The sequence below is a fragment of the Nitrospira sp. ND1 genome (genome assembly GCF_900170025.1).
Classification (GTDB): Bacteria; Nitrospirota; Nitrospiria; order Nitrospirales; family Nitrospiraceae; genus Nitrospira_A.
On the sequence record NZ_FWEX01000006.1, the window covers coordinates 330,951 to 354,055 of the forward strand.

General features: G+C 59.8%; 22 protein-coding genes. 5 read left to right on the plus strand and 17 right to left on the minus strand.

Features of this window, described 5'->3' with window-relative positions; all coding sequences use genetic code 11:
- The first annotated feature begins 1 nt into the window (after position 1).
- Positions 2-1,414, plus strand: a complete 1,413-nt coding sequence (locus NSND_RS06080) for a sigma-54-dependent transcriptional regulator (protein WP_080878144.1) — start codon at positions 2-4, stop codon at positions 1,412-1,414.
- A gap of 186 nt (positions 1,415-1,600) precedes the next feature.
- Entirely contained in the window at positions 1,601-2,743 is a 1,143-nt protein-coding gene (locus tag NSND_RS06085; protein WP_159450656.1) for an HD domain-containing phosphohydrolase, read from the plus strand.
- On the opposite strand, the gene recN is transcribed toward NSND_RS06085, so the two are convergent.
- The 13 genes from recN to NSND_RS06150 all read right to left on the minus strand — a co-directional run bounded on the left by recN (position 2,740) and on the right by NSND_RS06150 (position 15,849).
- Complete coding sequence (recN, locus tag NSND_RS06090) at positions 2,740-4,437, minus strand: DNA repair protein RecN (RefSeq protein ID WP_080878146.1); 1,698 nt, start codon at positions 4,435-4,437, stop codon at positions 2,740-2,742. The two genes, NSND_RS06085 and recN, sit on opposite strands and share 4 nt — an antisense overlap.
- Positions 4,438-4,455: 18 nt before the next feature.
- Positions 4,456-4,752: a thioredoxin gene (gene trxA, locus NSND_RS06095; protein WP_235000329.1), complete on the minus strand. Its 297-nt coding sequence runs from the start codon at positions 4,750-4,752 to the stop codon at positions 4,456-4,458.
- 155 nt (positions 4,753-4,907) lie between these two features.
- The gene (locus tag NSND_RS06100) at positions 4,908-5,441 is read right to left on the minus strand and encodes a hypothetical protein (protein ID WP_080878147.1); all 534 of its coding nucleotides are present in this window, start codon (positions 5,439-5,441) and stop codon (positions 4,908-4,910) included.
- 78 nt (positions 5,442-5,519) lie between these two features.
- Complete coding sequence (locus NSND_RS06105; RefSeq protein ID WP_080878148.1) at positions 5,520-8,003, minus strand: LPS-assembly protein LptD; 2,484 nt, start codon at positions 8,001-8,003, stop codon at positions 5,520-5,522.
- Position 8,004: 1 nt separating this feature from the next.
- Positions 8,005-9,309: a bifunctional folylpolyglutamate synthase/dihydrofolate synthase gene (locus NSND_RS06110; protein WP_080878149.1), complete on the minus strand. Its 1,305-nt coding sequence runs from the start codon at positions 9,307-9,309 to the stop codon at positions 8,005-8,007.
- 222 nt (positions 9,310-9,531) lie between these two features.
- Positions 9,532-10,368 carry an acetyl-CoA carboxylase, carboxyltransferase subunit beta gene (accD, locus tag NSND_RS06115; RefSeq protein ID WP_080878150.1) on the minus strand — a complete coding sequence of 279 codons (837 nt, stop codon included), beginning with the start codon at positions 10,366-10,368 and terminating at the stop codon, positions 9,532-9,534.
- 10 nt (positions 10,369-10,378) lie between these two features.
- Entirely contained in the window at positions 10,379-11,167 is a 789-nt protein-coding gene (locus NSND_RS06120) for a 3',5'-cyclic-nucleotide phosphodiesterase (protein ID WP_080878151.1), read from the minus strand.
- Positions 11,168-11,357: 190 nt separating this feature from the next.
- The gene (locus tag NSND_RS06125; RefSeq protein ID WP_080878152.1) at positions 11,358-12,065 is read right to left on the minus strand and encodes a HoxN/HupN/NixA family nickel/cobalt transporter; all 708 of its coding nucleotides are present in this window, start codon (positions 12,063-12,065) and stop codon (positions 11,358-11,360) included.
- A 60-nt stretch (positions 12,066-12,125) separates the two neighbouring features.
- Complete coding sequence (gene moaA, locus NSND_RS06130) at positions 12,126-13,190, minus strand: GTP 3',8-cyclase MoaA (protein ID WP_080878153.1); 1,065 nt, start codon at positions 13,188-13,190, stop codon at positions 12,126-12,128.
- 53 nt (positions 13,191-13,243) lie between these two features.
- Positions 13,244-13,717 carry a molybdenum cofactor biosynthesis protein MoaE gene (locus tag NSND_RS06135; RefSeq protein ID WP_080878154.1) on the minus strand — a complete coding sequence of 158 codons (474 nt, stop codon included), beginning with the start codon at positions 13,715-13,717 and terminating at the stop codon, positions 13,244-13,246.
- A gap of 9 nt (positions 13,718-13,726) precedes the next feature.
- The gene (locus NSND_RS06140) at positions 13,727-13,984 is read right to left on the minus strand and encodes a MoaD/ThiS family protein (RefSeq protein WP_080878155.1); all 258 of its coding nucleotides are present in this window, start codon (positions 13,982-13,984) and stop codon (positions 13,727-13,729) included.
- A 1-nt stretch (position 13,985) separates the two neighbouring features.
- Positions 13,986-14,483 (minus strand): cyclic pyranopterin monophosphate synthase MoaC, encoded by a 498-nt coding sequence (gene moaC, locus NSND_RS06145; protein WP_080878156.1) that lies wholly within the window; start codon positions 14,481-14,483, stop codon positions 13,986-13,988.
- A gap of 181 nt (positions 14,484-14,664) precedes the next feature.
- Complete coding sequence (locus tag NSND_RS06150) at positions 14,665-15,849, minus strand: YncE family protein (RefSeq protein ID WP_080878157.1); 1,185 nt, start codon at positions 15,847-15,849, stop codon at positions 14,665-14,667.
- Positions 15,850-16,142: 293 nt separating this feature from the next.
- Here NSND_RS06150 and NSND_RS06155 point away from each other — a divergent pair, with 293 nt between their 5' ends.
- Positions 16,143-17,501: a dicarboxylate/amino acid:cation symporter gene (locus tag NSND_RS06155; protein WP_235000186.1), complete on the plus strand. Its 1,359-nt coding sequence runs from the start codon at positions 16,143-16,145 to the stop codon at positions 17,499-17,501.
- A gap of 16 nt (positions 17,502-17,517) precedes the next feature.
- On the opposite strand, the gene NSND_RS06160 is transcribed toward NSND_RS06155, so the two are convergent.
- Positions 17,518-18,786, minus strand: a complete 1,269-nt coding sequence (locus NSND_RS06160) for a DUF445 domain-containing protein (protein WP_080878159.1) — start codon at positions 18,784-18,786, stop codon at positions 17,518-17,520.
- A 271-nt stretch (positions 18,787-19,057) separates the two neighbouring features.
- Between NSND_RS06160 and NSND_RS06165 the strand changes: the two genes are divergently transcribed.
- Positions 19,058-19,762, plus strand: a complete 705-nt coding sequence (locus NSND_RS06165) for a hypothetical protein (protein ID WP_080878160.1) — start codon at positions 19,058-19,060, stop codon at positions 19,760-19,762.
- Positions 19,763-20,084: 322 nt separating this feature from the next.
- Here NSND_RS06165 and NSND_RS06170 read toward each other — a convergent pair whose 3' ends face one another.
- Positions 20,085-20,264 carry a hypothetical protein gene (locus tag NSND_RS06170; protein WP_080878161.1) on the minus strand — a complete coding sequence of 60 codons (180 nt, stop codon included), beginning with the start codon at positions 20,262-20,264 and terminating at the stop codon, positions 20,085-20,087.
- Positions 20,265-20,554: 290 nt separating this feature from the next.
- Here NSND_RS06170 and NSND_RS20890 point away from each other — a divergent pair, with 290 nt between their 5' ends.
- Complete coding sequence (locus NSND_RS20890) at positions 20,555-20,866, plus strand: hypothetical protein (RefSeq protein WP_143833432.1); 312 nt, start codon at positions 20,555-20,557, stop codon at positions 20,864-20,866.
- Positions 20,867-20,871: 5 nt separating this feature from the next.
- On the opposite strand, the gene NSND_RS06175 is transcribed toward NSND_RS20890, so the two are convergent.
- Together NSND_RS06175 and NSND_RS06180 are read right to left on the minus strand one after the other, a co-directional pair.
- Positions 20,872-22,317 (minus strand): sensor histidine kinase, encoded by a 1,446-nt coding sequence (locus tag NSND_RS06175; protein ID WP_080878162.1) that lies wholly within the window; start codon positions 22,315-22,317, stop codon positions 20,872-20,874.
- Complete coding sequence (locus NSND_RS06180) at positions 22,314-22,997, minus strand: response regulator (protein ID WP_080878163.1); 684 nt, start codon at positions 22,995-22,997, stop codon at positions 22,314-22,316. Before NSND_RS06180 ends, NSND_RS06175 begins: the two co-directional genes overlap by 4 nt.
- Positions 22,998-23,105: the final 108 nt, after the last annotated feature.

Sequence of the window (23,105 nt, forward strand, 5' to 3'; positions counted from 1 at the left end):
CATGAAAAAACGGGTACTACTTGTCGATGACGAGCCGCGTGTCCGCGCCTCGCTGAGAACAGTGCTGGAACCGACCTATGAGATTCTCGAAGCGGCGGACGCCGCGGAAGGCCTCAAGAGTTTCAAACACGATGCGCCGGACCTGGTCCTGCTGGACGTGATCCTCCCGGGAACAGACGGTCTGGCGGCGCTCCAGACAATGCGCACCGAGAATCGTGCCGTCCCGGTGATCATGCTAACCGGGACCAAATCGGTCAAGACGGCCGTCGATGCCATGAAACTGGGGGCAGCCGACTATCTATCCAAGCCATTCGATGTCGAAGAGCTGCAAATCGTCATTGAGCGCACGCTGGGCAAACAGGAATTAGAACAAGAGGTTCGTCAACTGCGCGCGCAGGTTGTCCAGCGGTATGCCTTTCACAATCTGATCGGCAAAAGCCCGGCGATGCAGGAAATCTATGCGAAGATCGAGCAAGTGGCCGACAGTCGCACCACCGTCCTCGTAACCGGCGAGAGCGGGACCGGAAAAGAACTCGTCGCCAAGGCCATTCATTACAACAGCGCGCGGCGCGAACGCCCGTTCGTGGCGCTCAATTGTGCGGCTCTGCCTGAAACTCTGATCGAAAGCGAACTGTTCGGCCACGAAAAAGGCTCCTTTACCGATGCCACGGCAAGGCGCGTAGGCCAGTTCGAATTGGCGCATACGGGCACGCTTTTTCTCGATGAAATCGGGGACCTCAGCGCGGCGACCCAGGCCAAACTCCTCCGCGTGCTACAGGAACGGGAGTTCACCCGCGTGGGCGGAGTGCAGTCCATCAAGGTGGATGTCCGAATTGTGGCGGCCACCAACAAAAACCTCGATGAGATGGTCCGGAAGAACCAGTTTCGCGAGGACCTGTATTACCGCATCAACGTCATCGCGCTGTATCTACCGCCCCTGCGCGAGCGGGGCGAAGACATCGCCCTCCTGGCCAAACACTTTCTGGCAAAACGTATCGAAGAAGAGAAACGTCCTCCTCAGGAATTTACGAAAGGCTCGCTGGAGTTGATCTCGCACTATCCCTGGCCCGGAAACGTCCGCGAGATGGAGAACATCATCGAGCAGGCGTTCATCTGGTCAAAAGGCTCCGATGTCATCACGCCGGAGCACTTACCGAATATCCTACGCACCGATACACGCTCCACCTCACTCCGGGACGACACCCTGGCGGGGCGATTGTCGCTCGAAAAAGCCGTCATGGAATTCGAGCGTGAAATCATCCTGGATGCACTCAAGCGAACAACGTACGTACAGACCCATGCGGCCGCCATGCTGGGAATCAGCCGCCGCATGCTGAAGTACCGCATGGATACCCTAGGCATCAGCCGGCCCGATAACGGAGTGACTCCCGAGCCTCCACTGACTCAGGAATGACACAGGTGGCGCAACGTGTCCCGCAGCCTGTCTCAGTTCCTCAAAGGTGAAATCACTTACATCAAATATCTAGTGGCCTGAATATGCGGGACCTGCTATATATGGGCCGATCAGCACAATCAGGAGCGGTATAGGTTTTGCGTTTATCCTTCAGTAACGCCTGCAATGCACCCGGGAGCGCTCTGGATGGGGACCCATACATCACCTGAATACGTAGGCACGAAACCGTCGGTACTGGTCGTCGATGATGAGACCGGCCCACGGGACGCCCTCAAAGTCATTCTTCGCCCGTTCTTCACCATCCACTCCGCCGACAACGCCAAATCCGCCCTCCGGGTCCTCAAAGATCAGCATATCGACCTCATCACCCTCGATCAAAAACTGCCCGACCGCCAGGGAATCGATCTGCTGCAAGACATCAAGCAGGACTACGCCGACATCGAAGTCATCATCATTACCGGCTATGGCAGTTTGAAGTCTGCGATGGAAGGCATCCGGCACGGCGCGGCGGGATATCTGCTCAAGCCATTTAACGTGACCGAACTGATCACCCTCATCAACCAAACACTCGAGAAAAAGCAGCGGCTGGACTACCTGCGCTCGTTCCTCAAAACATCGACCGCCTTGTGGGGAACGGAACAGGAAGCGGCCCAGGCGTGGAAAGATCTGCAAGCCAACTATTTCTCCATCGGCAAATCCGCCCCCGAGCCGGCCGCCAAGACAGGCGATGTCACTGCGTTGATCCCGTTGTTATCCGACCTCCTCGAAGCAAAGGACCGCCAACTCCTGAACCACTGCAGCCGCGTCAGCTTTTATGCGTCGCTTCTTGCCAACCAGCTCAACCTTTCCCTTCCCGATCAGAAGGGACTCGCGCTGGGCGCGTTTCTCCACGACATCGGGAAGATCAGTATTCCCAACTATAAGTATGCAGCGAACGATGACGACGGTATCAAGAACGGAGTTCTCGCCAAAGCATACTCCGAGGCCGGTGCGCGGATGCTGCTACCGCTTGAATTTCAGGCCGAGGTGGGACAGATCGTGGTCTATCACCATGAACGATTCGACGGACTGGGCAATCCGCACGGGCTGGAAGGCGAAGGCATTCCACTCTTGGCACGCATCGTCGCCATCGCCCAAGCCTTCGACAACCTGACGGTCGATATGCCGGGACACCTTCCGATGTCCATCGACGACGCCATCCGCAAGATCGTGCTCCAAGCGGACACTCACTTCGATCCGAAGCTGACCGAGCTTTTCGCCCAAGTCGTGCGGGAATGCAAATCTTCCCTGCCCGCCCTCGCGATCGCAAAAACCTCACCGACGACCTAATCCGATCGCGCCCGTCGTTCCTTCGCGCTGCCGATCATTTCAGCCGCCGCCGCGCGCGCACTGTTGGTCACCGTGACCCCGGCTAACATCCGCGCCACTTCCTCTTCCCGCTCGCGCTCCGTCAGCAACCGGACTTGCGTCACGGTGCGCTGCTGGCGCACCTGCTTCTCTACCAGGTAATGCGCATGGGCTTGGGACCCGACCTGGGGAAGATGCGTCACACAGAGCACCTGGTGGTGCCGGCTGAGATCCCGGAGACGTGTCCCCATGACCTCAGCCACGGCCCCGCCGACTCCGGCATCGACTTCGTCAAAAATCAGCACGGGAACTCGATCGCTCTCGGCCAGAATGGTTTTCAACGCCAACATGACACGGGACAGTTCCCCCCCGGAAGCCACTTTGGCAAGCGGCTTGAGTGGTTCACCCGGATTGGCCGAAAAGACGAACTCCACGGCATCGTGGCCCATCTGGCCGTAGGACGTCTCGCCGGGCAGCGGAAGCACCTCCACCGCGAAGCGGGTTCGCTCCATTCGAAGCGCGCTCAACTCTTTCGTCACCTGCGTCGTGAGTTTCTTGGCCGCGTCGATTCGCTTGCGAGAGAGACGCCCGGCCAGTTCACCCACGCGACGTGCAGCATCCTCCACGGCAGTGGCCAGGTCCTGCAGCCGGGTTTCCGCTGTGTCCAGTTGGGCCAGCTGAGCGCGTAGAGAGTCTTGTAGCACCAGCATGGCATCCAACGATCCGCCGTATTTCTTGCTCAGCCGATGCAATCGATCCAGCCGCTGCTCGATTTCCATCAATCGTGCCGGGTTGGCTTCGACTTGATCACGATAGTGCCGGATCTGGTCGGCCAGGTCCCTCAGCGGAACGATGGCGTCCTCTACTACCCGCGTCCATTCGACGGCAGTCTGATCGATCGACACCATCTTCGCGAGCAGTTTGCGCGCGGAAGCCAACAGGCTCAGCACGCCCTGATCACCCGCATACAGCAACTCATGGAGTTGGTCGGAGAGGTCGCCCAGTTGTTGACTATGCATGAGACGCGGGCGTTCCTGTTCAAGCCGCGCGTCCTCCCCCGCCTCCACTGCGGCATCGGAGATTTCCTGAAATTGAAAACGCAGCAGATCCTCTCGTTCTCGGCGTTGGGCGATATGCACAGTCAGTGTCTCACGTTCAGCCACCCGCTCCTGCCACGACCGATATGCGACCTGATAGTCCTGACGAAGAGCATGAAGTCGGCCGAAGGCATCCAACGCCTCCAACTGAGCCGCGGAGGACAACAGCGATTGCTGCTCGTGCTGGCCATGCACATCCACCAACGCGCCGCCCAGTTCCTCCAGAAGATGAACCGGGCAGAGATTGCCGTTGAGATAGGTCCGGTTGCGGCCCGTCCTGGAAATCACGCGACGGATGACAATGTCCGTCTCACCCGGACGGGCGAATTCCTTGGTTTGGAGCAGATGGAGAATGGGATGGCCGGACGGCAACACAAACGCCGCTTCGAGGTCGGCTTCATCGGACTGGGCACGGATCTGATCCGTCGAGGCACGGCCCCCGACCAAGAGCGTCACCGCATCGATGAGGAGAGATTTGCCGGCTCCGGTTTCACCGGTAAACACGATGAAGCCGGAGCCGAAACAGACGGCCAGCTGCTCGATCACGCCGAAATTCGAGATGCGCAGCTCGGTCAGCATGCCGCTGAGGATCAGGCGCTAGGCAGCGCCGGAATGTTGCGCGAGAAGCGAATCGATGATTTCTTTAAACTGGCGCTTGGGACGCGCCCCCACCAGCCGCTCGACCGCTTGACCGTTCTTGAAGAAGAGAATGGTCGGAATGCTCATCACCTGATAGCGTCCGGCAATTTCCGGGTTCTCATCGGTATTGAGCTTACGGACCTTGACCTTGCCGGCATATTCTGTTGCTAATTCATCGACGATCGGCGCGACCATCTGACAAGGCCCGCACCAGACCGCCCAAAAATCCACCATCACTAATTCGGATGCCTTCATGACATCCTCATCCCACGTCGCATCAGTCGCCTTCAACGCATCGCCTGCCACAGTGTCCTCCTTCGCTCGACCTGCCATATCATCGTTTTTCGATGTGCTGAAGCGGTTCCACACACCGTCCGTCATCCTATAACACGGTTTTGCAGAGAGTCAAATCACGGCCTGTCCCAGTGCCACTCAGCTGGCGCACCCGACCACCAGTCCGTCGGCCTGGCGCGTCGCCACGCATCCTGTTCCTTCCAGAACTGCCTCACCAGGACCTCATCCAGGCGAGCCGCCATCGCCGCAGTGACGTCAGACTGTCGCTGCACCGCCTGCTGGATCACTTCTTTTGCGATACGCGCGAGCACATCCGGCGGATCAATCAGATCTTCACTCCGTCCGGTCGCGAGATTCAGGTAGAGCTGTTCCACGCGAACCCATTGATCGGTGGTCGCCAGGTGCTCAAGGTAGCCATCGAGCGCGTGATACACATACGTAAGAAAGACATAGGTTCGAGCCGAGGGTGTCTCCCTCACCGCCGCCTGACAGGCCTCGACCGCCTGACGGTAGTCAGCGGCTTTGAGAAACACCGCGGCGCGTTGAAGATGCGATGGCTGCTCCGCCGCCTCCAACTGAGCCGGGACCGCCCCCTGAACCGCGCTCCACAAGCATACCCCGATCAACAGGAAGAGCTGGTTTCGTCGCATGAGGATGCGCCTCCCTCACCGTCTCCGCATCGCGCTCCGGGCCGTCTAATTTCGACCCGTCAGGCGAGACTTTGCGGCTCAATACCGACCCATCGGCATCGACTGCACCGGCATCGGATTCAGGGTTCGTCCATAGGGGCCACCCGGCGCTGCCCAGGGCAAGCCGCGATCCCCGACCAGCAATGGACCCAAAATCGTGCGCGCCACAATCGTGCCGAAGTTCTCTGTCCAGCCGATGCCGGTCATGCTCAGCATGAAGGAGTAACTCTGGCGGTCCGGGAACTGCAGATAGTACAACCCGAGCGACCAGCACTTGCACGGATTCTGATACAAGGCGACCACATCGTATTCCGGACTGCGGCCGCCTTTGACATCGTAATAGCCCTTGGCGCCGACGGTCCAGCCCCACGGTGTTCTAAATCCGCCGCCCGCGGTGACGAACTGGATCTCCTCGGTTGGAGCATAGACCTCATTAAACGAGACCGGATTCCAAATATCGCCGCGCCGGACCCGGTTGCCGTCACGACTGAACCGTTGCCCGACCTCCACGTACCAATAGTTGGATTGCTGCACCCGAAGATCGGTATTCCACTGGCTGAACGTCCCCCGGTAGGGATCGAGAAAGGCATCGACCGTCAGATACGAATTCGTCGGAGGTAACATCTGTCCGCCCGTCACATTCTTTCCGAGCGCTTCGTTGACACCGGGTGGACGAAAGAATTCCGGCGCGGTATTGCCGATCACCGCCCGTAGCCACAAGTCGGACAGTTTTCGCCCCTGCACCTCCACGGTCGCCGGCTGCAAGGGCTGCGTGAGAGATCCCAGGAACGGTAACACGCCGGGAGTAAACTCCCGCGCGCGGGTCTGCACCCCGCCCACGTGATAACTCTGCGCCAGGGTCAAGTCGAGCCAGTTGAACGATTGGCCGTTCACCTGTTGTTCGAGCAACTTGGTCCGGAGTGAATAGGTTAATAAGTTTTTCTTCGGGATGTCATCGACTTGATCGATCTGGGCGATCTGAGACTGGTTACTCCCCGGCACGTATTCATACATCACACTCGGTTCGATCGTGTGCAGGAAACTCCCGCCGTCACCCCCGGTATACCGGCGGCTCAGCCTGGAAGACGCATCCATAGCCGCCCAAAACGTCTCGCGATGGAGAGGACTGGCCTCCTGAATGCCGCGCGTATAATAGACTTCCTTGAATTTAAAATGCGGCGTCAACCCGATCACATGCCCGACATCGATCACATCGGTGGTGACGCCAGGCATAAAATCCATGCGATTCACAGCGAATCCCTGCTCGCGATAAAAATTCACAAAGTTACTGTCGAGATTCATGAGCAGCGGCAGCCCGAACGCCGACGTATTCGGCAACACATAGCCGACCTCCGGGAGGCGCTGGAACGTGTCGGGACCGCCGGAGTTCAACGGCTGGAGATACTGACCCAGAAAATAGGCGCTGCCGTAGGGCAGGCGTTGCGTCGCCAGTAATGTGGATTCGCCGCTGGGAGAAGCCCGCTGGGCTCCTGAATTGCTCAACTGTTGGAGATACTGCCGATCGGATACAAACGACGCCTGGCCTCGCACCAGGAGTGTGTCCGTGACCTGTTGAACATGCTGGCCGCTGATCAAGCCTCGCAAGCGCCGCTCATCCGAGGCGGTCTGATCGACGCCCGACACATTCGGCAGTTTCGTCTGCTGCAGAAAGCTGGCAAACCACTGCCCGCTCGACCGCCGGTCCAGATAATAGCGATAGGTAAAATCGCTTCCGTACCCAAGATCCGAATAATACGAAGGTGCGATCGTCAGGTCCTGGCTGGGGTTAATGGCCCAGAAATAGCCCTGCTGGTAGTGCAGCCCGAAGCGGTTGTCGTAGCCGGGCGTGGGAATGAGGAACCCGCTGTGACGATTACTGAGCGGATAGGTCAGGGTCGGCACAGGGATAATGGGCGTATCCCGCATGCAGAGCCACGCCCGCTTCATCCCGATACTTTCGCCCGTGTTCACATCGAGATCGTCGAACTTGAATCGCCAGGCCGGCACTTCGCCGTCTTTGGCGTCACAATTCGTGAACGTCCCCTCCTTGATGCGATAGTGATCCTCGGACAGCCTCCGGATGCTGCGACCGGTAAAAAACGAGTTGCTCGGCCGGATATACATCGACCCATGGGTGATGACTCCGGCTTCGGTATTCACGTTTAACTCCAGCCGCTCCGACTTCAGATCGGAACTCGGGTCGAAGAAATGCACATGCCCGGTCGCCACTAAGGTACCCGGCAGCGAATTGATCGTGACATGATCGGCCGTGAGTCGAAACGAGCCTTGCGTCACCACCACCGACCCGTCCGCTTCGTACACCTCCTGCTCCTGCAGATGGTCGATGCGTTCGGCCGTCACGGTGAGGGGCTGGTTGCTCGGTGAGGCGGTGGTCACCGTTGATTGCGCCGAGGCGGCTTCGACCAGCAGCAACACACTGAGGAGGAGAGTAAGGAGGACAACCGGGAACGGACAACCAGCCGTCCGCCGCCGTATGGAAGCCGAGTAGCGGTCTGGCCCCATCTCAACCACGAACAGGTGAGAGGGAACACCCTCGAAGAAGGGCCTTGATCTCGCCGACCAACATCAAGGAGCCCGTGACACAAATCAGATCGGACGGAGCGGCGGATCGCTTCGCGGCAGCCAGCGCATCGGCTGGCGTGGCCGCCACCTGGGCGGACGGCGCACAGTCTTGCAGCAGCGTGCGCAATTCGGAACCGGTGGATGCACGCGGCAGATTCGTCTGTGTCAGGATCAACGTATCCACCTGGGACAACAACGGCGCAAGGAATTCGCGTGGATGTTTGTCGCACATCATTCCGACGATCAGGCTGATCCGCGCTCCGGGCCGGCCACGCCGCCAATCGGCGAGATACTCGGCCAGCACAGCCGCGGCAGCAGGATTGTGGGCCCCGTCCACCATGATCGTCGGCGACTCGGCGACAATTTCCAGCCGGCCTTCCCATGCGACATACTGCAATCCACTCCGCACCGCCGTCTCAGACACGCCTAACCCGCGCTCGCGGGCGAGTTCGATCAAAGCCAGCGAGCAGGCGATATTGTCCAGTTGAAACCGTCCCTGGAGCGGGCAGGAGAGATGATCGTAGTGCGAAGACCTGCCGACATACCGGCAATCAGCCGTTGAAGAGCCGTCGCACTGAAACTCGCGCTCCAAACAATACAGGGGAGCCGCCACCTCCGACGCGCGCTGTTCAATGACCCGGCGAGTCGAGGACTCGATGCGACCAAGCACGACCGGCACGGCTGGTTTCACAATGCCCGCCTTCTCAAATGCGATCGCCTCCAACGTGGACCCGAGATAGGCCTCATGGTCCAAGCCGATCGTCGTAATGGCGCAGGCCAGCGGCTCCACCACATTGGTGGCGTCGAACCGTCCGCCCAACCCGACTTCAAGCACCGCCACATCCACCTGACAGTCCGCAAAATACTGGAACGCCAGTGCCGTCGTGAACTCAAAAAAAGTCGGCGCAAGATCGGGCGCAGCGGCACCCCGTAAGGTCTCGACCAGTCTGCCGACCGTCTCCTCCGGAATCATCACACCGTTGACACGGATACGTTCACGGAAGTCGATCAGATGCGGCGACGTGTAGAGCCCGACCCGATATCCGGCAGCTTGCAAGATGGCCGCAGTCATCGCCGCTGTAGAACCTTTCCCGTTCGTCCCGCCGATGTGAAGCACCGGATAACGACGATGCGGCTCCCCCACCCGGGTCAGCAGGACACGGATCGTCTCCAGTCCCAACTTGATGCCGTGCTGCTGTAGGCCGTAAAGAAACTGGACGGTGGCGGAATAGGTCATTGTGGTCATGCGTGAGAACTCGCCTGCGCTAGAAGACTGCGGGAAAATCCACTCTTGCACCAGCCAGCACGATCAGGTCACGTAGCATGTTGAAATTGGAATTACCAGCAGGATGCACAAAAAGGTCGTCCAGCAAGGCCGCAGCGAGCGAAGGGGCGAATCGTACTCTGGCAGTACGGTGAGCCTCTGAGCGACGCGAGCACGCCGCTGGCGGACTTTTTCCGCATCCTGCTAGAAGTGGCCGACCAATGTACTGACCGCTTCCTTCAACTGTTTCCGTTCGACGATCATGTCGATCATGCCGTGATCCAGCAAGAACTCGGCCCGTTGAAACTGATCCGGCAATTGCTGTTTGATGGTTTGCTCGATGACGCGCGGACCGGCAAACCCGATGAGCGCCTTCGGCTCGGCAATAATGACGTCTCCCAGCATCGCAATGCTCGCGGTCACTCCGCCGAACGTCGGGTCCGCCAAGATGGAGATGAACGGCACCTTCGCCTCTCCCAACTTCGCCACCGCTGCGGACGTTTTAGCCATCTGCATGAGCGACAGGATGCCCTCCTGCATGCGGGCGCCGCCCGAAGCCGTCACGAGGATCAACGGCATGCGCCCTTCCAAGGCCCGATCGACGGCGCGACAGATCTTTTCACCGACGACCGACCCCATACTGCCGCCCATGAACCCGAAATCGAAGACGCACAACGCCACCTTGCGCCCATTGATCGCCCCCTGGCCGATGACCATGGCGTCTTTACGGCCGGTCTTTTCCTGTTGCGCCTTGATCCGGTCTTTATACGTGCGGGTATCCTGAAACTGGAGCGGGTCTTGCGGCTCCAGCTCGGCGTCCCACTCTTTGAAGGTTCCGAGATCCACCAGCAGGTTGATACGTTCAATCACCGAAATGGGAAAGTGATAGTCGCACTTCGGACAGACCTTGTTGTTCCGGTCCACCTCTTTGCGATACACGATCTCCCGGCAGTGATTACACTTCAGCCACATCCCCTCCGCCACTTTGGAGCGTTTGGGAGGCTCTGCCTCCTCGGTTTTGCCTTTTTTAAACCATGCCATCTGTGCTCACCTATAGTACAAGGGTTTGCCCCTCTTCAAGCGCGGTCAAATGAGGAATGCCCAGTTGCCCGAGCTCCTGCCGGATCTGGTCGCGAAACCGCGGCTTGAGATGGTAGGCGTATACCGGCAACTCCGGCCTCGCCATCTTGGTAAATTCCTGTGCCAGCAGCGCCGGAGTCAGGTGTTTCGCCACACGCGCCAACTCATCCATCTCATTGGGAAACGAACTCTCGATAAACGCCGCCCGCAACCCGGTGACTTCCTTCGCCACCTGCCAGAGCGCGTCCGTTTGATACGTATCACCGCTATAGAGCACCCTGTGCGCCCCTTCGCGAAGGAGAAATCCCACGGTCGGCACGACATGGTTGACGCGAATCGGCGTCACGCCCATCCCGCACAGCAGATCCTCTCGTCCCGCTCGCAACTCGTAAGGGACGAACACCGGCCTGGCGGGATCGGGAAGCCGGAAGAAATCAGGGTACACCGTTCCGTTAAAAATATGCGCGCGTAGCCCGTCCAACACTTCGGGAATGGCCGCAATGACCACCGGCTCGTCGATCTCACCGACCAGGTTATCGGCCAGCGTCGGCAATTCACGAATATGATCGAAGTGCAGATGGGTCAGCAGGACCACCCGAATCCGCCGTTGCTCATCGAGGAACAGGCGCGACCCGATCGTGCCGGCATCCACGAGCAACTGGTCATTGACCAGGAATCCGCAGGTACCGCACTGAATCGGCCCGTTCGCCCCCGGAACCAACTGTCCGGACCCATGACAGCCCAGCACGCGGACATTCATGGCCCTGGATTCCCGGAACGTCCCTCGAACCCCGGCGCTCCCTCAGAAGCTTGTGGATGAGTCCTCCGCACTGCGCGGCAGAATAGCATACCTCTCGAAAAGGCGCACACAGATTTGCACGGCCCGTTCCGGGAAGACCTCACGTGATATGGGCGGGAGTGACTCTGTCATGAGCGCATCATGCAGGCACTTAGGACCAACCGCCGCCCAGCCCGATCCGGACCATCATCAACAATCCCAAGCCAATACTTGCCAGACAAGCCAAGCCCTGCACCATCCAATAGGCGCGCGGACCAACTGTGACAGAATAGACCACCGGCAGACTCAGTACCGCCCCGACGCCGACCATGCCGAGAATCGACCCCACGCCGAACACCACGATATAGCCGATGCCCTGACCGATCCCCGTCACCGTCGAAAGCACGATCAACATGAGCGCCGCCGATCCGGCCAACCCATGCGCCATTCCGATCAAGAGCGGTCGCAGCGATCCTTGATACCAATGTCCGTGCGCGTGATCCGGCTGCAGATGGTGACTATGTAAATGAACGTGCGGCCGCCCATCGTGTTCATGCGTATGGAGGTGCCATTGCTCGCGGTAGATCCGGCGAGCCAACGAGAGGCCGAGGACCACCAGCATCACTCCGACGGCAAACTCGAACAGCGTGGCCAGCCGGTCTGGAATCGTGAGGTTCAACGCCAACAGCAGGGTCCCCACGCACAACAACATCAGCGTGTGCCCGAGTCCCCAAAAAAACCCGATGGCCGTGGACGCCTGCACCGTCGGACGCTCTGCCAATACCGTGGAGAGCGCGGCAAGATGATCCGCGTCCAGGGCATGACGCAGCCCCAGCACGAATCCAAGACTCAGGATAGTCAGGGTATGAGGATCGAACATCCGCTGCTCCGAGAGAGGTGCGTCGACTGCCCCAGTGATAGGAACAGCATGAACTGACGGTCAGCCCCCTCGCGCATGCATTTCCAGGTGGGGATCTTCGCGTAGACGGTTGATTTCGATGAGTCGTTGTTCCCGGAGGCCGAGCGCTTCGAGCGCCTTGCGCTCTTCGGCACCCCGATCCGCCCGCCCTTCCCAGGCAGCGGTGATCAACGATTTGATCTCGTCGCGGGAGCGGCCCTGGCGCAACGGCGCCCGCAGGTCGAGGCCGTCCTTCGCATACAGACAGAGATACCACATGCCGTCCGCCGTGAGGCGGCTCCGATCGCAGGAGCGACAAAAGGGCGTGGTGGTGGACGGAATGATGCCGAAGCTGGTGCCGTCCGGTAACCGGAACCGCTCCGCCGGCGCAACACTGTTCTCGACGATGGGTGTGACTTCGCCATAGTGTCGGCCGATGTGCTCCAGCATCTCCGCCCGCGAAAGTACCTGATTCATGGACCAATCCGTGGCCCCTCCCACATCCATGTACTCAATGAACCGGACCTCGCCGCCGACTGTTTTTCCGTACTCGATCAGATCGATCAGTTCGTCGTCGTTGTACCCTTTGATGATGACCGTGTCGAATTTCAGCGAAGGAAACCCGGCCTGCACCACCGCCTTGATACCGTCGAACACCTGATGATGAAGATCACGCTTGGTCAACGTGCGGAACCGGTCGGCCCGCAGGGTATCCAGACTGATCGTGACGCGATTCAACCCGGCAAACGACAGGTCGGCAGCCTGGTCCGCCATGAGCACACCGTTGCTGGTGAGGGCGATCTCCGTAATCCGGCGATTCTCGGACAGCTGCCGGACAAACCGCGGCAGGTCCCGACGCAACAGCGGCTCCCCGCCCGTAAGCCGGACCTTGTCCACCCCCAACTCCGTGAAAATCGCCGTGAGTTCGGCCATCTCTTCAAAGGTCAGGATGGTATCGCGCGGCAACCAGGCATAGTCGTCTTCGGGCATACAATACTTGCACCGAAGGTTGCAGCGGTCGGTCACAGACAGGCGCAGACTGCGGAGCGGGCGCCCTAAACGGTCGAAAATTGTGGGAGCGGGTGTATCGAGCGTGCGGTGGTCCATGGTGACTCGAAGGCGCGGGCCTCTCCCCCCTGACTGCTCGCCCCTGACAGGGGCTATGGGTGCTCCTCGACCCACACCTCTCCTTCGGGGGTGTGCTCGAGTTTCCAAATCGGCGTAATTTGCTTCAGTTCGTCGATCGCCCACTGACAGGCACGGAAGGCCTCGGCGCGATGCTCAGCCGCGGCAATGATCAGCACAATATTCTCTCCGATGGTGATCTCACCGTACCGGTGCAGGACCAGCACTTCGATCACGCCGAAATCTTTGATGGCACGCTCACGAATCTCGCGGAGTTTCTTCTGCGCCATGCCCTCGTAATGCTCGAAGGTGATGCCATCCACATCCTTCCCCTTCGAGCGATCACGGGCCGTGCCCAGAAACATGGCAATGCCGCCGATCCGTTTGGAGCGTCGGCGTACCCGCTTGAGTTCCTCGTCGATCGAAAAGTCTTCCCGTTGGACGCGAACCAGCATCGCGTCATCGTCGGTCGCGGGCTGATCGGCTTTGGTGACCTGTTCGAGACTCATCCTGTGCTCCTATCGATTACCACCCGCGAAGGGTGGCAACAGCGCAATTTCGTCCCCATCTTTCACTTCAAGATCCTCGTGTGCGATCTCTTGATTGACCGACACCAGCACCTTTTTCTTCTGCAACAACTCGCCGATCTTCGGATAGGCCGCATCGATCACCGACACCAGGTCTTTCACCCGTTTCCCGTCGTGGAGCGACAGAGACAGCGTCCCCTGGTTACCGGCCAGCATCTTGGTCATGCCGAAAAGTTGTATCGTGACCATCTCAGCCGACCTTCCTGGTATAGAGGCCGGACTTCCCGCCGGATTTCGTCAACAGGCAGATGTCGCCGAAGCTCATGCCCCGGTCCACCGCCTTGCACATATCGTAGATCGTCAACGCGGCCACCGAAGCGGCGGTCATGGCTTCCATTTCCACGCCGGTCGGACCCGTGGTCTTGGCCGTGGCGGTGATCGTGATCGCGCAACGCCCTTCCTGGTCGGGTTCAGCTGTTTCGGTGAAAGAAATATCGACGCTGGTCAGAAGGATAGGATGGCACATGGGGATCAAATCCGGGGTCTTCTTCGCCCCCATCACCCCGGCGACCTGGGCAACGGCCAGCACATCCCCCTTGGCAATCTTCCCCTGCCGGATCTTTTCGAGGGTCTCGGGCTGAAGGAATACCGTGGCTTGCGCCGTCGCGAGACGCTCGGTGGAGGCTTTCGCCCCGACATCGACCATCCGTGCCCGCCCCGACTCGTTGAAATGCGTAAACTCGGCCATTCTCTACGCCAAATCAGCTGGTTGCCGCGTGTGAACCGCCGAATTATAGGAGCCGGTGAAAATGGGAGTCAAGAAGGGAAGCGGGCGTAGCCGGGCGACAGAATGTTGGAGTTTCCTCCAATTTCGCACTGAACATCCGCCTGCGCTGTCTCGTTTGCCTACGTTGTGCCCTCACACCATTTCACTTTGCAACGAGGCTTGCGCGCAAGTTGGCCTGCCGGAAATGATTCGGCAGCAGCATGATGCAGTTCGGGTTGAACCCTTGCGCCTTCAACGTGTCGATACTCCCCAGCACCGTCCCGCCTTTGGCCAGATCAATCACGGTGATGGACCCGTCGCTCATGCCTTCCAGGTTGAGCAGGCTGTTTTGGACAAAGAGGTAGCGTTCATCGGGCGACAGCACGCTATGGTGCGCGCCCTGGGCCGCGGGGATGGCCTGGAGAAACCGCGGGTGACTGGGGTCGGAATTGTCGTACAGGTTCACAAATCCCGGCTTCGCCGTCGTGACGAACAATCGATCTCCCTTCGCATTGTAAAGCATCTCCAACGGCATGCCCTGTTGCCGGGGCCCGTAGTCGTCCACCTGCTGAAACGAAAACGACTGGCTCGCCGCATCCCAGGTGCCGGTCCACAAGGTTCCCTCCAACATGTTTGTGATCTGCACCACCGGCGGGTTCGAAAAGGGAGCGAACATCACCTCGACCGGGGCAGCCTTGGCCGGTGACGGTTTAGAGGACACTTTGTGCGTTGAGAGCACCGCACCCGTACTCGCCTGCAACACCGTCACCGAGTCGCCCGCATCCGACATATCGGGCTTCACCGTGCTCGTAATCAGCACACGGTCGATCCCGTTGTGAATCGCAATGCCGTGCGGATAGAGCACGGACGCGCCCCCGCCGTCCGGCGTACGAATGGTCTTGACCGGCTTGTCCTTCACAGCATCACCCATGATGACGGCGCTCGACCCCATACAGGTCAGGTACCAGATCCGGTTATCCTCCGACACCACGAGATCTTCCAACACCTGGCAGTCGGGCACATCGATGGCGCGGAGGCGATAGGGAAAGCGGGTGAGGTCCACGACGTGGAGGACGCTTTTGCCTAAGGCCGTGATGTAGGCTTTCGTCCGGTCGCGGTTGAAGAAAATGTGGTGCGCGACAAGGTCCGGCGGAAGGGGAATCTCCATCAAGACCTTTCCGAAGTCCGACGACTCGGGATCGATGTCCATAATCGCGATCCCTTCCCGTCTGACCGATTGGTCTGGTTTACTCTCGTAGTTGAGCAGGGCCAGCAGTTCCGACAAGGCCGGCGATGTACAGGAAAGAAGCAGCCCGAGGGTCAAGGAGAGGAGTCGGAAGCGTCTCATAATAGCCTCCTTCTGTGAGGTGAGAATGCTTAAGAAAATACTCCTTTCACAAGGTCCTCGCAATGGGCAGCGCTGGCGCTGATCGCCTGCGCCGGGTTTCAGACCCACTCCCTTAGGGCCCAGCCAGGATTTTTCACCAATGTCCTACCGAGGAGTTCAAGACTGAAGCCCGCGGTTCGAGAGGAGCAGACGACTGAGGAGGTCCTCCTGAAGAGTCCGGGCTAGCCTTTCCCCCAAGCGGGATGTTATCCAGTGAAGAAACCGGTATTCTTCCGCCTCCACTAGAGATCGACATGAAGCCGACGCATCGCTGGATCCCACTGCCGCTCTACACACAAGTGCTCATTGCCGTGATCTGCGGCGGGCTGCTGGGCGCCCTCTTCGGGCAGGAGCCCTATTGGGGCGGTCTGCGCAATGCGCAGCTGGGCAAACTCGGCCTCTTCGTCGTCACCCTGCTCAAGACACTCGCCATTCCGTTGATCTTTTTCGCGATCCTCGATGCGCTCATCCGCACCACCATTCCGCTGCGCCAGGGGGGTAAACTCCTGCTGATCTGCCTCGTGAACGTCTCCGTCGCCATGGCCATCGGCCTCGCGATCATGAACACCTGGCAGCCGGGCCTGGCCTGGCAGGGCCGCGTCGATGCCCTGCTCCAACTGGTGCCGGGGACCAAGCCCTCCGCAACCGTGCTGGCCAACGTGCAGGCCGGGTCTCAAAGCCCGATCGAGTACCTCGCCTCCTACATTCCCCGCACCATCGCCGACCCGTTCTCGAGCAACAACATCATCGGCGTCGTCCTCCTCGCGCTGGTGCTCGGCGCCACCCTGCGGATGGTCCGGAGCGAAAAGGACCAGACCACCGGGCTGGTCAATGCCCTCGTGCGCGGCATCGAACGGGTCTATGTCTGGCTGGTGCAGATACTCGAATGGATCATCCTGGTGGTGCCGCTCGCCGTCTTCGGTGTCGTGGCGCAGGTCGTGGGCAAGGCCGGCATCGGCGTCTTTTCCGTGCTCTGGATCTTCCTCGTCGCCATGCTCGCAGGACTCGCGGCCCACGCGCTCATCTATTATCCGCTCCTCGCCTGGCTGGTGGGAAAGAAGTCGCCAAAGGTCTACCTGGGCCAGGGGGCCGACGCCATCCTGACCGCCGTGTCCTGCAACAGCAGCCTCGCGACCGTGCCGGTGACACTCCAGTGCCTCCATCGCATGAACGTCTCGCCGCAATCGTCGCGCCTCGCAGCCTGCGTCGGTACGAACCTCAACAACGACGGCATCACCCTCTATGAAGCCATGGCCGCCCTCTTTCTCGCGCAAGCGCTGGGCTTCGACCTGCCGATGGTGAAACAGGTGCTGATCGTGCTCGCCTCCATCATTGCGGGGGCCGGCGTGGCGGGGATTCCCGAAGCCGGACTGATTGTCCTGCCACTGGTGTTGGCTGCCGCGGGCCTGCCGGATCACGTCATCATTGCGGCCATTCCACTCATCATGACGGTGGATTGGATCATCGCCCGCGCCCGCTCCGGCGTGAACGTCATGAGCGATATGCTCGTCGCCATCCTGCTCGATGCCGGGCACGTCGCGCCTGCCGCCGAACCGGCCGCAATTCCTCGCCCGTCCGGCGCGCAGCATTCGGGAGAAGCACAGGCATCCTGAAGAGCGCAGTCCCCATTTACCGCCCCCCGATCAACAGGGCCAGGGCATGCAGGAGCAATCCCACCAGGCCTCCGACGATCGTCCCGTTGATGCGAATGTACTGCAGGTCTTTGCCGACTTCCCGCTCGATGGTCTCCACCATCTGAGCCGGCGACCATTCCCTGACCGTGTTGGCCACCAACTCCCCGATCTTGTCGCTGTGCCTGGTGGCGAGTGCCTCGACCAGACCCTGCACCCCATCATGCAACATGGCGCGCAATGCGGCATCTTTCTGCAACGTGCGCCCGATATCGGCCAGGGCGGCATCGAGATAGGTCCGAATGTCGGAGGGATCCTGGCTCAAATCATCGAGCATCCATTGCTTGAGCCGATGCCATGAATCGTCAAGGAACTGCAACAACGTGTCGTATGCGAGCAGCTTTTCTTTGAGGGACGCCTCTCGCCTCAACGCTTCGCCGGAATGCATGAGCCACTGAGACAATTCGTGGAGCCGCTCAATCGCCTTCCGCCTCATCGGATCGTGCGGATCGTCCCGCATCGTGCAGAGGGTGTCGTAAACCGAGTCCAGGACTTTGTGGGAGACGGGGTAATCCAACTTCACGAAACTGAGCACCCGCGACCAAGGGAGCTTTTCAGCCACCGTCCTGCCCAACGAGTCTCTGTTAGCGTCCACATACTCGAGAACAGCAGACAGGATGTCGTTCAGCAGGCGATCCCGTTGGTGGCTCCCGAGAAAGCCGGCCAGCATCTGACCGGCAAGGGGGGCGACGCTCACGCCCCGCATGACCTTGGTGGCAATGTCGCGCAGCATCCTCTGCATCGTCGCATCTTCCGACGCGTTCAGCGCTCGAACGAGTATCTGCGCGCATTCGTATGTCAGCGCACGCCTGCGTTCGGGGGCGAGGAGCGCCTCGATCAGTTCTTCAGGGATGCGCCAGGAACCGACCAATCGGGCGATCCCCTCCGGCGTGACCAGCTTCCGCTGGGTGAGACTGCCGATATTAGAGGCAATGCGCTCGGTATTCCCGGAGATGATGGCCGTGTGCGGAATCGGCAAGCCGAGGGGGTGTCTGAACAGCGCCGTCACCGCATACCAGTCGGCAAGCGCGCCCACCATCGCGGCCTCAGCGAAGGCTCGGAGCCATGCAAACATGGGATGCGTCTCTTGTTGAAACAAGGCCACGACAAACAGCAGCGCCATGAACAACAGGAGCCCGGTTGCCAAGGCCCGCATGCGAACATAGTCCTCAGCCTTCGTCGGCAGGGTCTGCTCTGTAGCACTCACAGCTCTTCTCCTCTCTCACACCTGGAGCAGGCGAACAGTTTCACCCGTACTCACACACTCACACGCGCGCGCCGGGAGCGCCTCGGGACGGCATTCATGAATAATCCAGGCTAGTTGATCCTTCAGACTTGCGCAACCGGGAGACCTCCAGGCCTTGACCTTCTTCCTGTTGCCTTAATCCTTCCACTTTCCTATAGTGGAGACATAGGCGCTCCGCGTATGAGCTGTGTGACGAGCCTTCCTGGTACGAACCACAAGGGGGGAGTACTCCATGGCGAGTCAAGACGAAACAGACCGGACCGATACCGCAAACCAGGCCGGTCTATCTCCGCAAGCCCAAGCCCGTTCGGCTCAGGGAGACGGAAGTCACGGCCTGCCACCACCCCAGTTACTCTCCGACGCCGAAAACAAGCAATTCCGGCTGAAACTGACGATTTTTTGGAGCGTGGTGATCGCGGCGATTGTTGCGGCCTTTGCGACCGGTTATCCCAGTTGGGAAAACTATATCGTTCAAGAGGCGGCGAAACGACAATTGCGCGCCTACATCGATGTGCGGCCCCGGGGAATCAGTACGATCGAGGAAGGCCTGGTGCCTCGCGTCCACGACACCTTCCACAATATCGGCAGGACTCCCGCATACGACAACGGGTCGTTTTCAAGAATTCTTGTGATGGATTACCCTCTGACGCGTCGGCTCGTCAACGACGAGTGTCGCCACGTCACGCCGGATCCGAAGGCGGGGAAGTGGTTTATCGGAACGCCCAAGCGCCCGGGAATCGCGCGGGAAAGCCCCCTCACGGCTGCGGAGGTCGATGCCATCAAGGGCGGAAAATCCGCAATCTATTTTCACGGCCGGGTCTGTTATCGGGACATTTTTAACGAGCCGCACCGCACCGACTTTTGTCTCTATTGGAAATGGGACGCCGGCCGGATCAGCCCGAGCCTCTCGTGCCCGGAAGGAAATAGTACCGGCTGATGTCCCTCGTTCGTGAAACGTCGTTCATCTCCCGTCCGCGGAAGAGAACCTATGGCCGGCAAGCGGAAGAGGGCGTCTTTGCTATACGCTATGAGCCATACGCACTTATTCCCCCTAGCCACGTGTTACGTTTCACTCGCCCGCATTCTTCATGACGGTTCGTCGCGAAAGTGCGGAGTCGCCCAGCGAGACGGGCGCGCGAAGCCGTGAGGAAGCATCCTTGAACAGGCTGTCGACCGACCGAGCGGCGAGCCCGCCCGCCGACAGGCTCGTCGCAGCCGCGAGTCCGCGATTGCAGCGGAACACTCGTGAATAATGCGGGCTAGGCCGCCTGATCCGATGGCGCGAACCGGGTAAAGGTCAGTCGCTTACCCGCCGACATCAAGCCTGATACGGGCAGTTTCATGAACTCACGTGCCGACAGGGGCCAGACTTCCTGTTTGCGCTCATCGGCCCGATGCGTCTTGCTCAGATGAACCGGACGTTCGATGTGCTTCTGCATGGTCACTCCCTCCTTTCCTGATCCAGACATCTCCGTCTCCACTTAGATCGACCCTCCACCTTCACACATTCCTGTTCTATCTCTACCCTGCGAGGCAGGTTCTCGGGACTGGATGAACCCCTGGACTCTCCAGGTCTTATCCCTGGAGACTTGTCAGCCCGGTGGATGTGAACCGGTTGCCGAGTCCTCCGGTTCGCCCTTTCCGTTAGCTTTTCCCCCGATGCAATCGCCACCAAGGATCGAGTAGAGTATTTGCGTCACACATCGGTGCCTGATGACCTGGAGGAATAATGGCGAGATCGAGACGACCGGAATTGGAAAAAGATAACCCGACAGCCCCGCAGTTGTATGTCGGGCCCAGAAGAAGGCGCGCCCTCTCCCGTGCAACCACACCATCCCGCCCTGCTGCACAGGACGAGATTGCTGCGGCGATGCATACCTTGATGTCGGCAGCGGAAGAATTCGTGAACGGCGTGCCCTACGTGCAAGAGCTGGACAAGGAACGGAACGCTCTGCTCGAGGCGATCGCGCAGGCGCAGACCCTGCTGTCGCCCGAGCACGTGGCTGTGACGCGACCGGCGAAGAGGAAGCAGAAACGGTAGGCGCGTTAGTTCAATGAATGGCTTTCAGGAGGGCGGTCAAGGGGCAAGCGGATCGTAAATTCCGACCCTTTTCCCGGCTGCGTGTCGACGGAGACCGTCCCTCCGTGCGCCTCGACAATTCCTTTGACAATCGCCAGCCCTAAACCTGTCCCTCCGGACTCCCGTGCCCTGGCCTTGTCCGCCCGATAAAACCGATCGAAGAGGAACGGCACATGTTCCGCCTCGATTCCAGGGCCTGTGTCCCGGACCGCAATCTCAAGAGATCCATCGGAACGGCGGAGACGAACCGTGACCGAGCCGCCGGGCGGCGTATACTTCAGACCATTGTCCAGCAGATTGATCAACGCCTGTTTCAACCACTGCGCGTCCGCCGAAATCGTGGGCACGGGCACCACATCGAGGGCGAGTGAGATCCGGCGGTCATCGGCAAGCAGCTTCAGTTCGATGATCAGTTCCTGAAGCAGGGGCTCCAGTTCGAGAGGAGCGAGTTGCAACGGCGGCCGATCACCGGTAACCTTGGTGAGCGTCAGCAGAGACCTCGCCAACGCAATCAGTTTCTCCACCTGCTCCAGATTCCCGATGAGTGCCTCGCGATACTCGTCCGTGGATCTGGCCTTTTGAAGCGTGACTTCCAGGTTCCCCTGCAACACGGTCAGCGGCGTCTGCATTTCGTGGGCGGCGTAATCGACAAACCGGCGCTGGCTCTCGCAGCTCTTCTGGAACCGGTCCATCATGGCGTTAAAGGTGTGTGTCAGCCGGTGGAACTCTTGAAACGGAGAATCGAGAGATAATCGCTCGCCCAGGTCTGCTTCCGACATGGTTTCCGCCCGCCGGCTCAAGAGACCGATCGGCGTTAGGACCGTTCGCGCGATCCATGCGCTGCCGGCCCAGGCCACCACGATGACGAGGCCTGACCCGAGCGCCAACAGGATCGCGAGCCCCTTCAGCGTTTCCTTTGAAAAGTGGAGCGACTCCTCCGCTTGCAGGATGTACCGAACCTGGCCGCTCCTGGGCACAGGGATAGAGACGCGACGCACAGGGGAGCCCTCCCGCAAGCGGACCATATCGAAGACGGTCTGGCCCTGCTTGACCTGCTCGAGGAGGGATGCCGACACGGGAGGGCGAGGAACCACATCGGACCCTTTCCACAGCAGTTGTCCATCGATCGACAAGATCCGGACACTATGCGCGGCCTCCCGGAGTTCATGTTGCTCTTCCTGGCTGCGGCCCTTCTCCCCCAATACGACCAGCTCGTCACCGGCGCCGCGGATCACATCCGGACGCTGTTCGATAATGCGGCCCAATGTTTCCGCAAGTTCAAGCAGACGCCCATCGACATAGCGGCTCAACAGCGTGTCGCCGCCGACATAGATCAGCGCCGAAAAACCGAGGAGCAGCCCTCCCATCAAGATCAGCGCCGTCCGGCGGATCAGGCGTCCCAGTGAATTCATCGTCCGGCTTCCTCATCTTCCAGCATATAGCCGGCCCCCCGCACAGTCGTAATCAACGCCGGAGAAAAGTCGCGATCCATCTTCGCCCGCAACGACCGGATATGCGCATCCACGATATTCGTCATAGGGTCATAACTGATGTCCCACACGTGCTCGATGATGGCGGTCCTGGTCAGCACACGATTCTTGTTCCGCAAGAGAAATTCGAGCAGCGCGTACTCCTTGTTCGTCAGCGCGATTTCATTGCCGCTCCTGCACACCCGGTGAGTCGCCGGATCCAGCTCCAGGTCGGCGGCCGTCAGCCGGGCCTGCAGTTGAGGCCCGCCACGTCGCAACAGGGCCCTCGCTCTCGCGAGGAGTTCTGCGAAGGCAAACGGTTTCGTCAAATAGTCATCGGCGCCCATGTCCAGACCGGAGACCTTGTCCTGCACCGTATCGCGGGCGGTCAACAGCAAGACAGGCGCCGTCACGCCGGTATCGCGTAAACGACGACAGAGTGACAGGCCATCGAGCACAGGCAGCATGATGTCCAGGATGATGAGATCGTACGGATTCGCGATGCCGAGCTCGAACCCCTGCTCGCCATTAGACGCGACATCCACCGCATAGCGCTCTTCCTTCAAGCCCTTTCGGATGAATTGCGCCAGATCAGCATCATCTTCTACGAGAAGAATGCGCATACCGATACATGCTCCATCGAACGATCGAAGGGTGAGGAAATCAATAGCCTGCGATGTTCCCGTGGCCGGGCCTATCGTCATCACCATACTAATACATCAGCCCGTCTC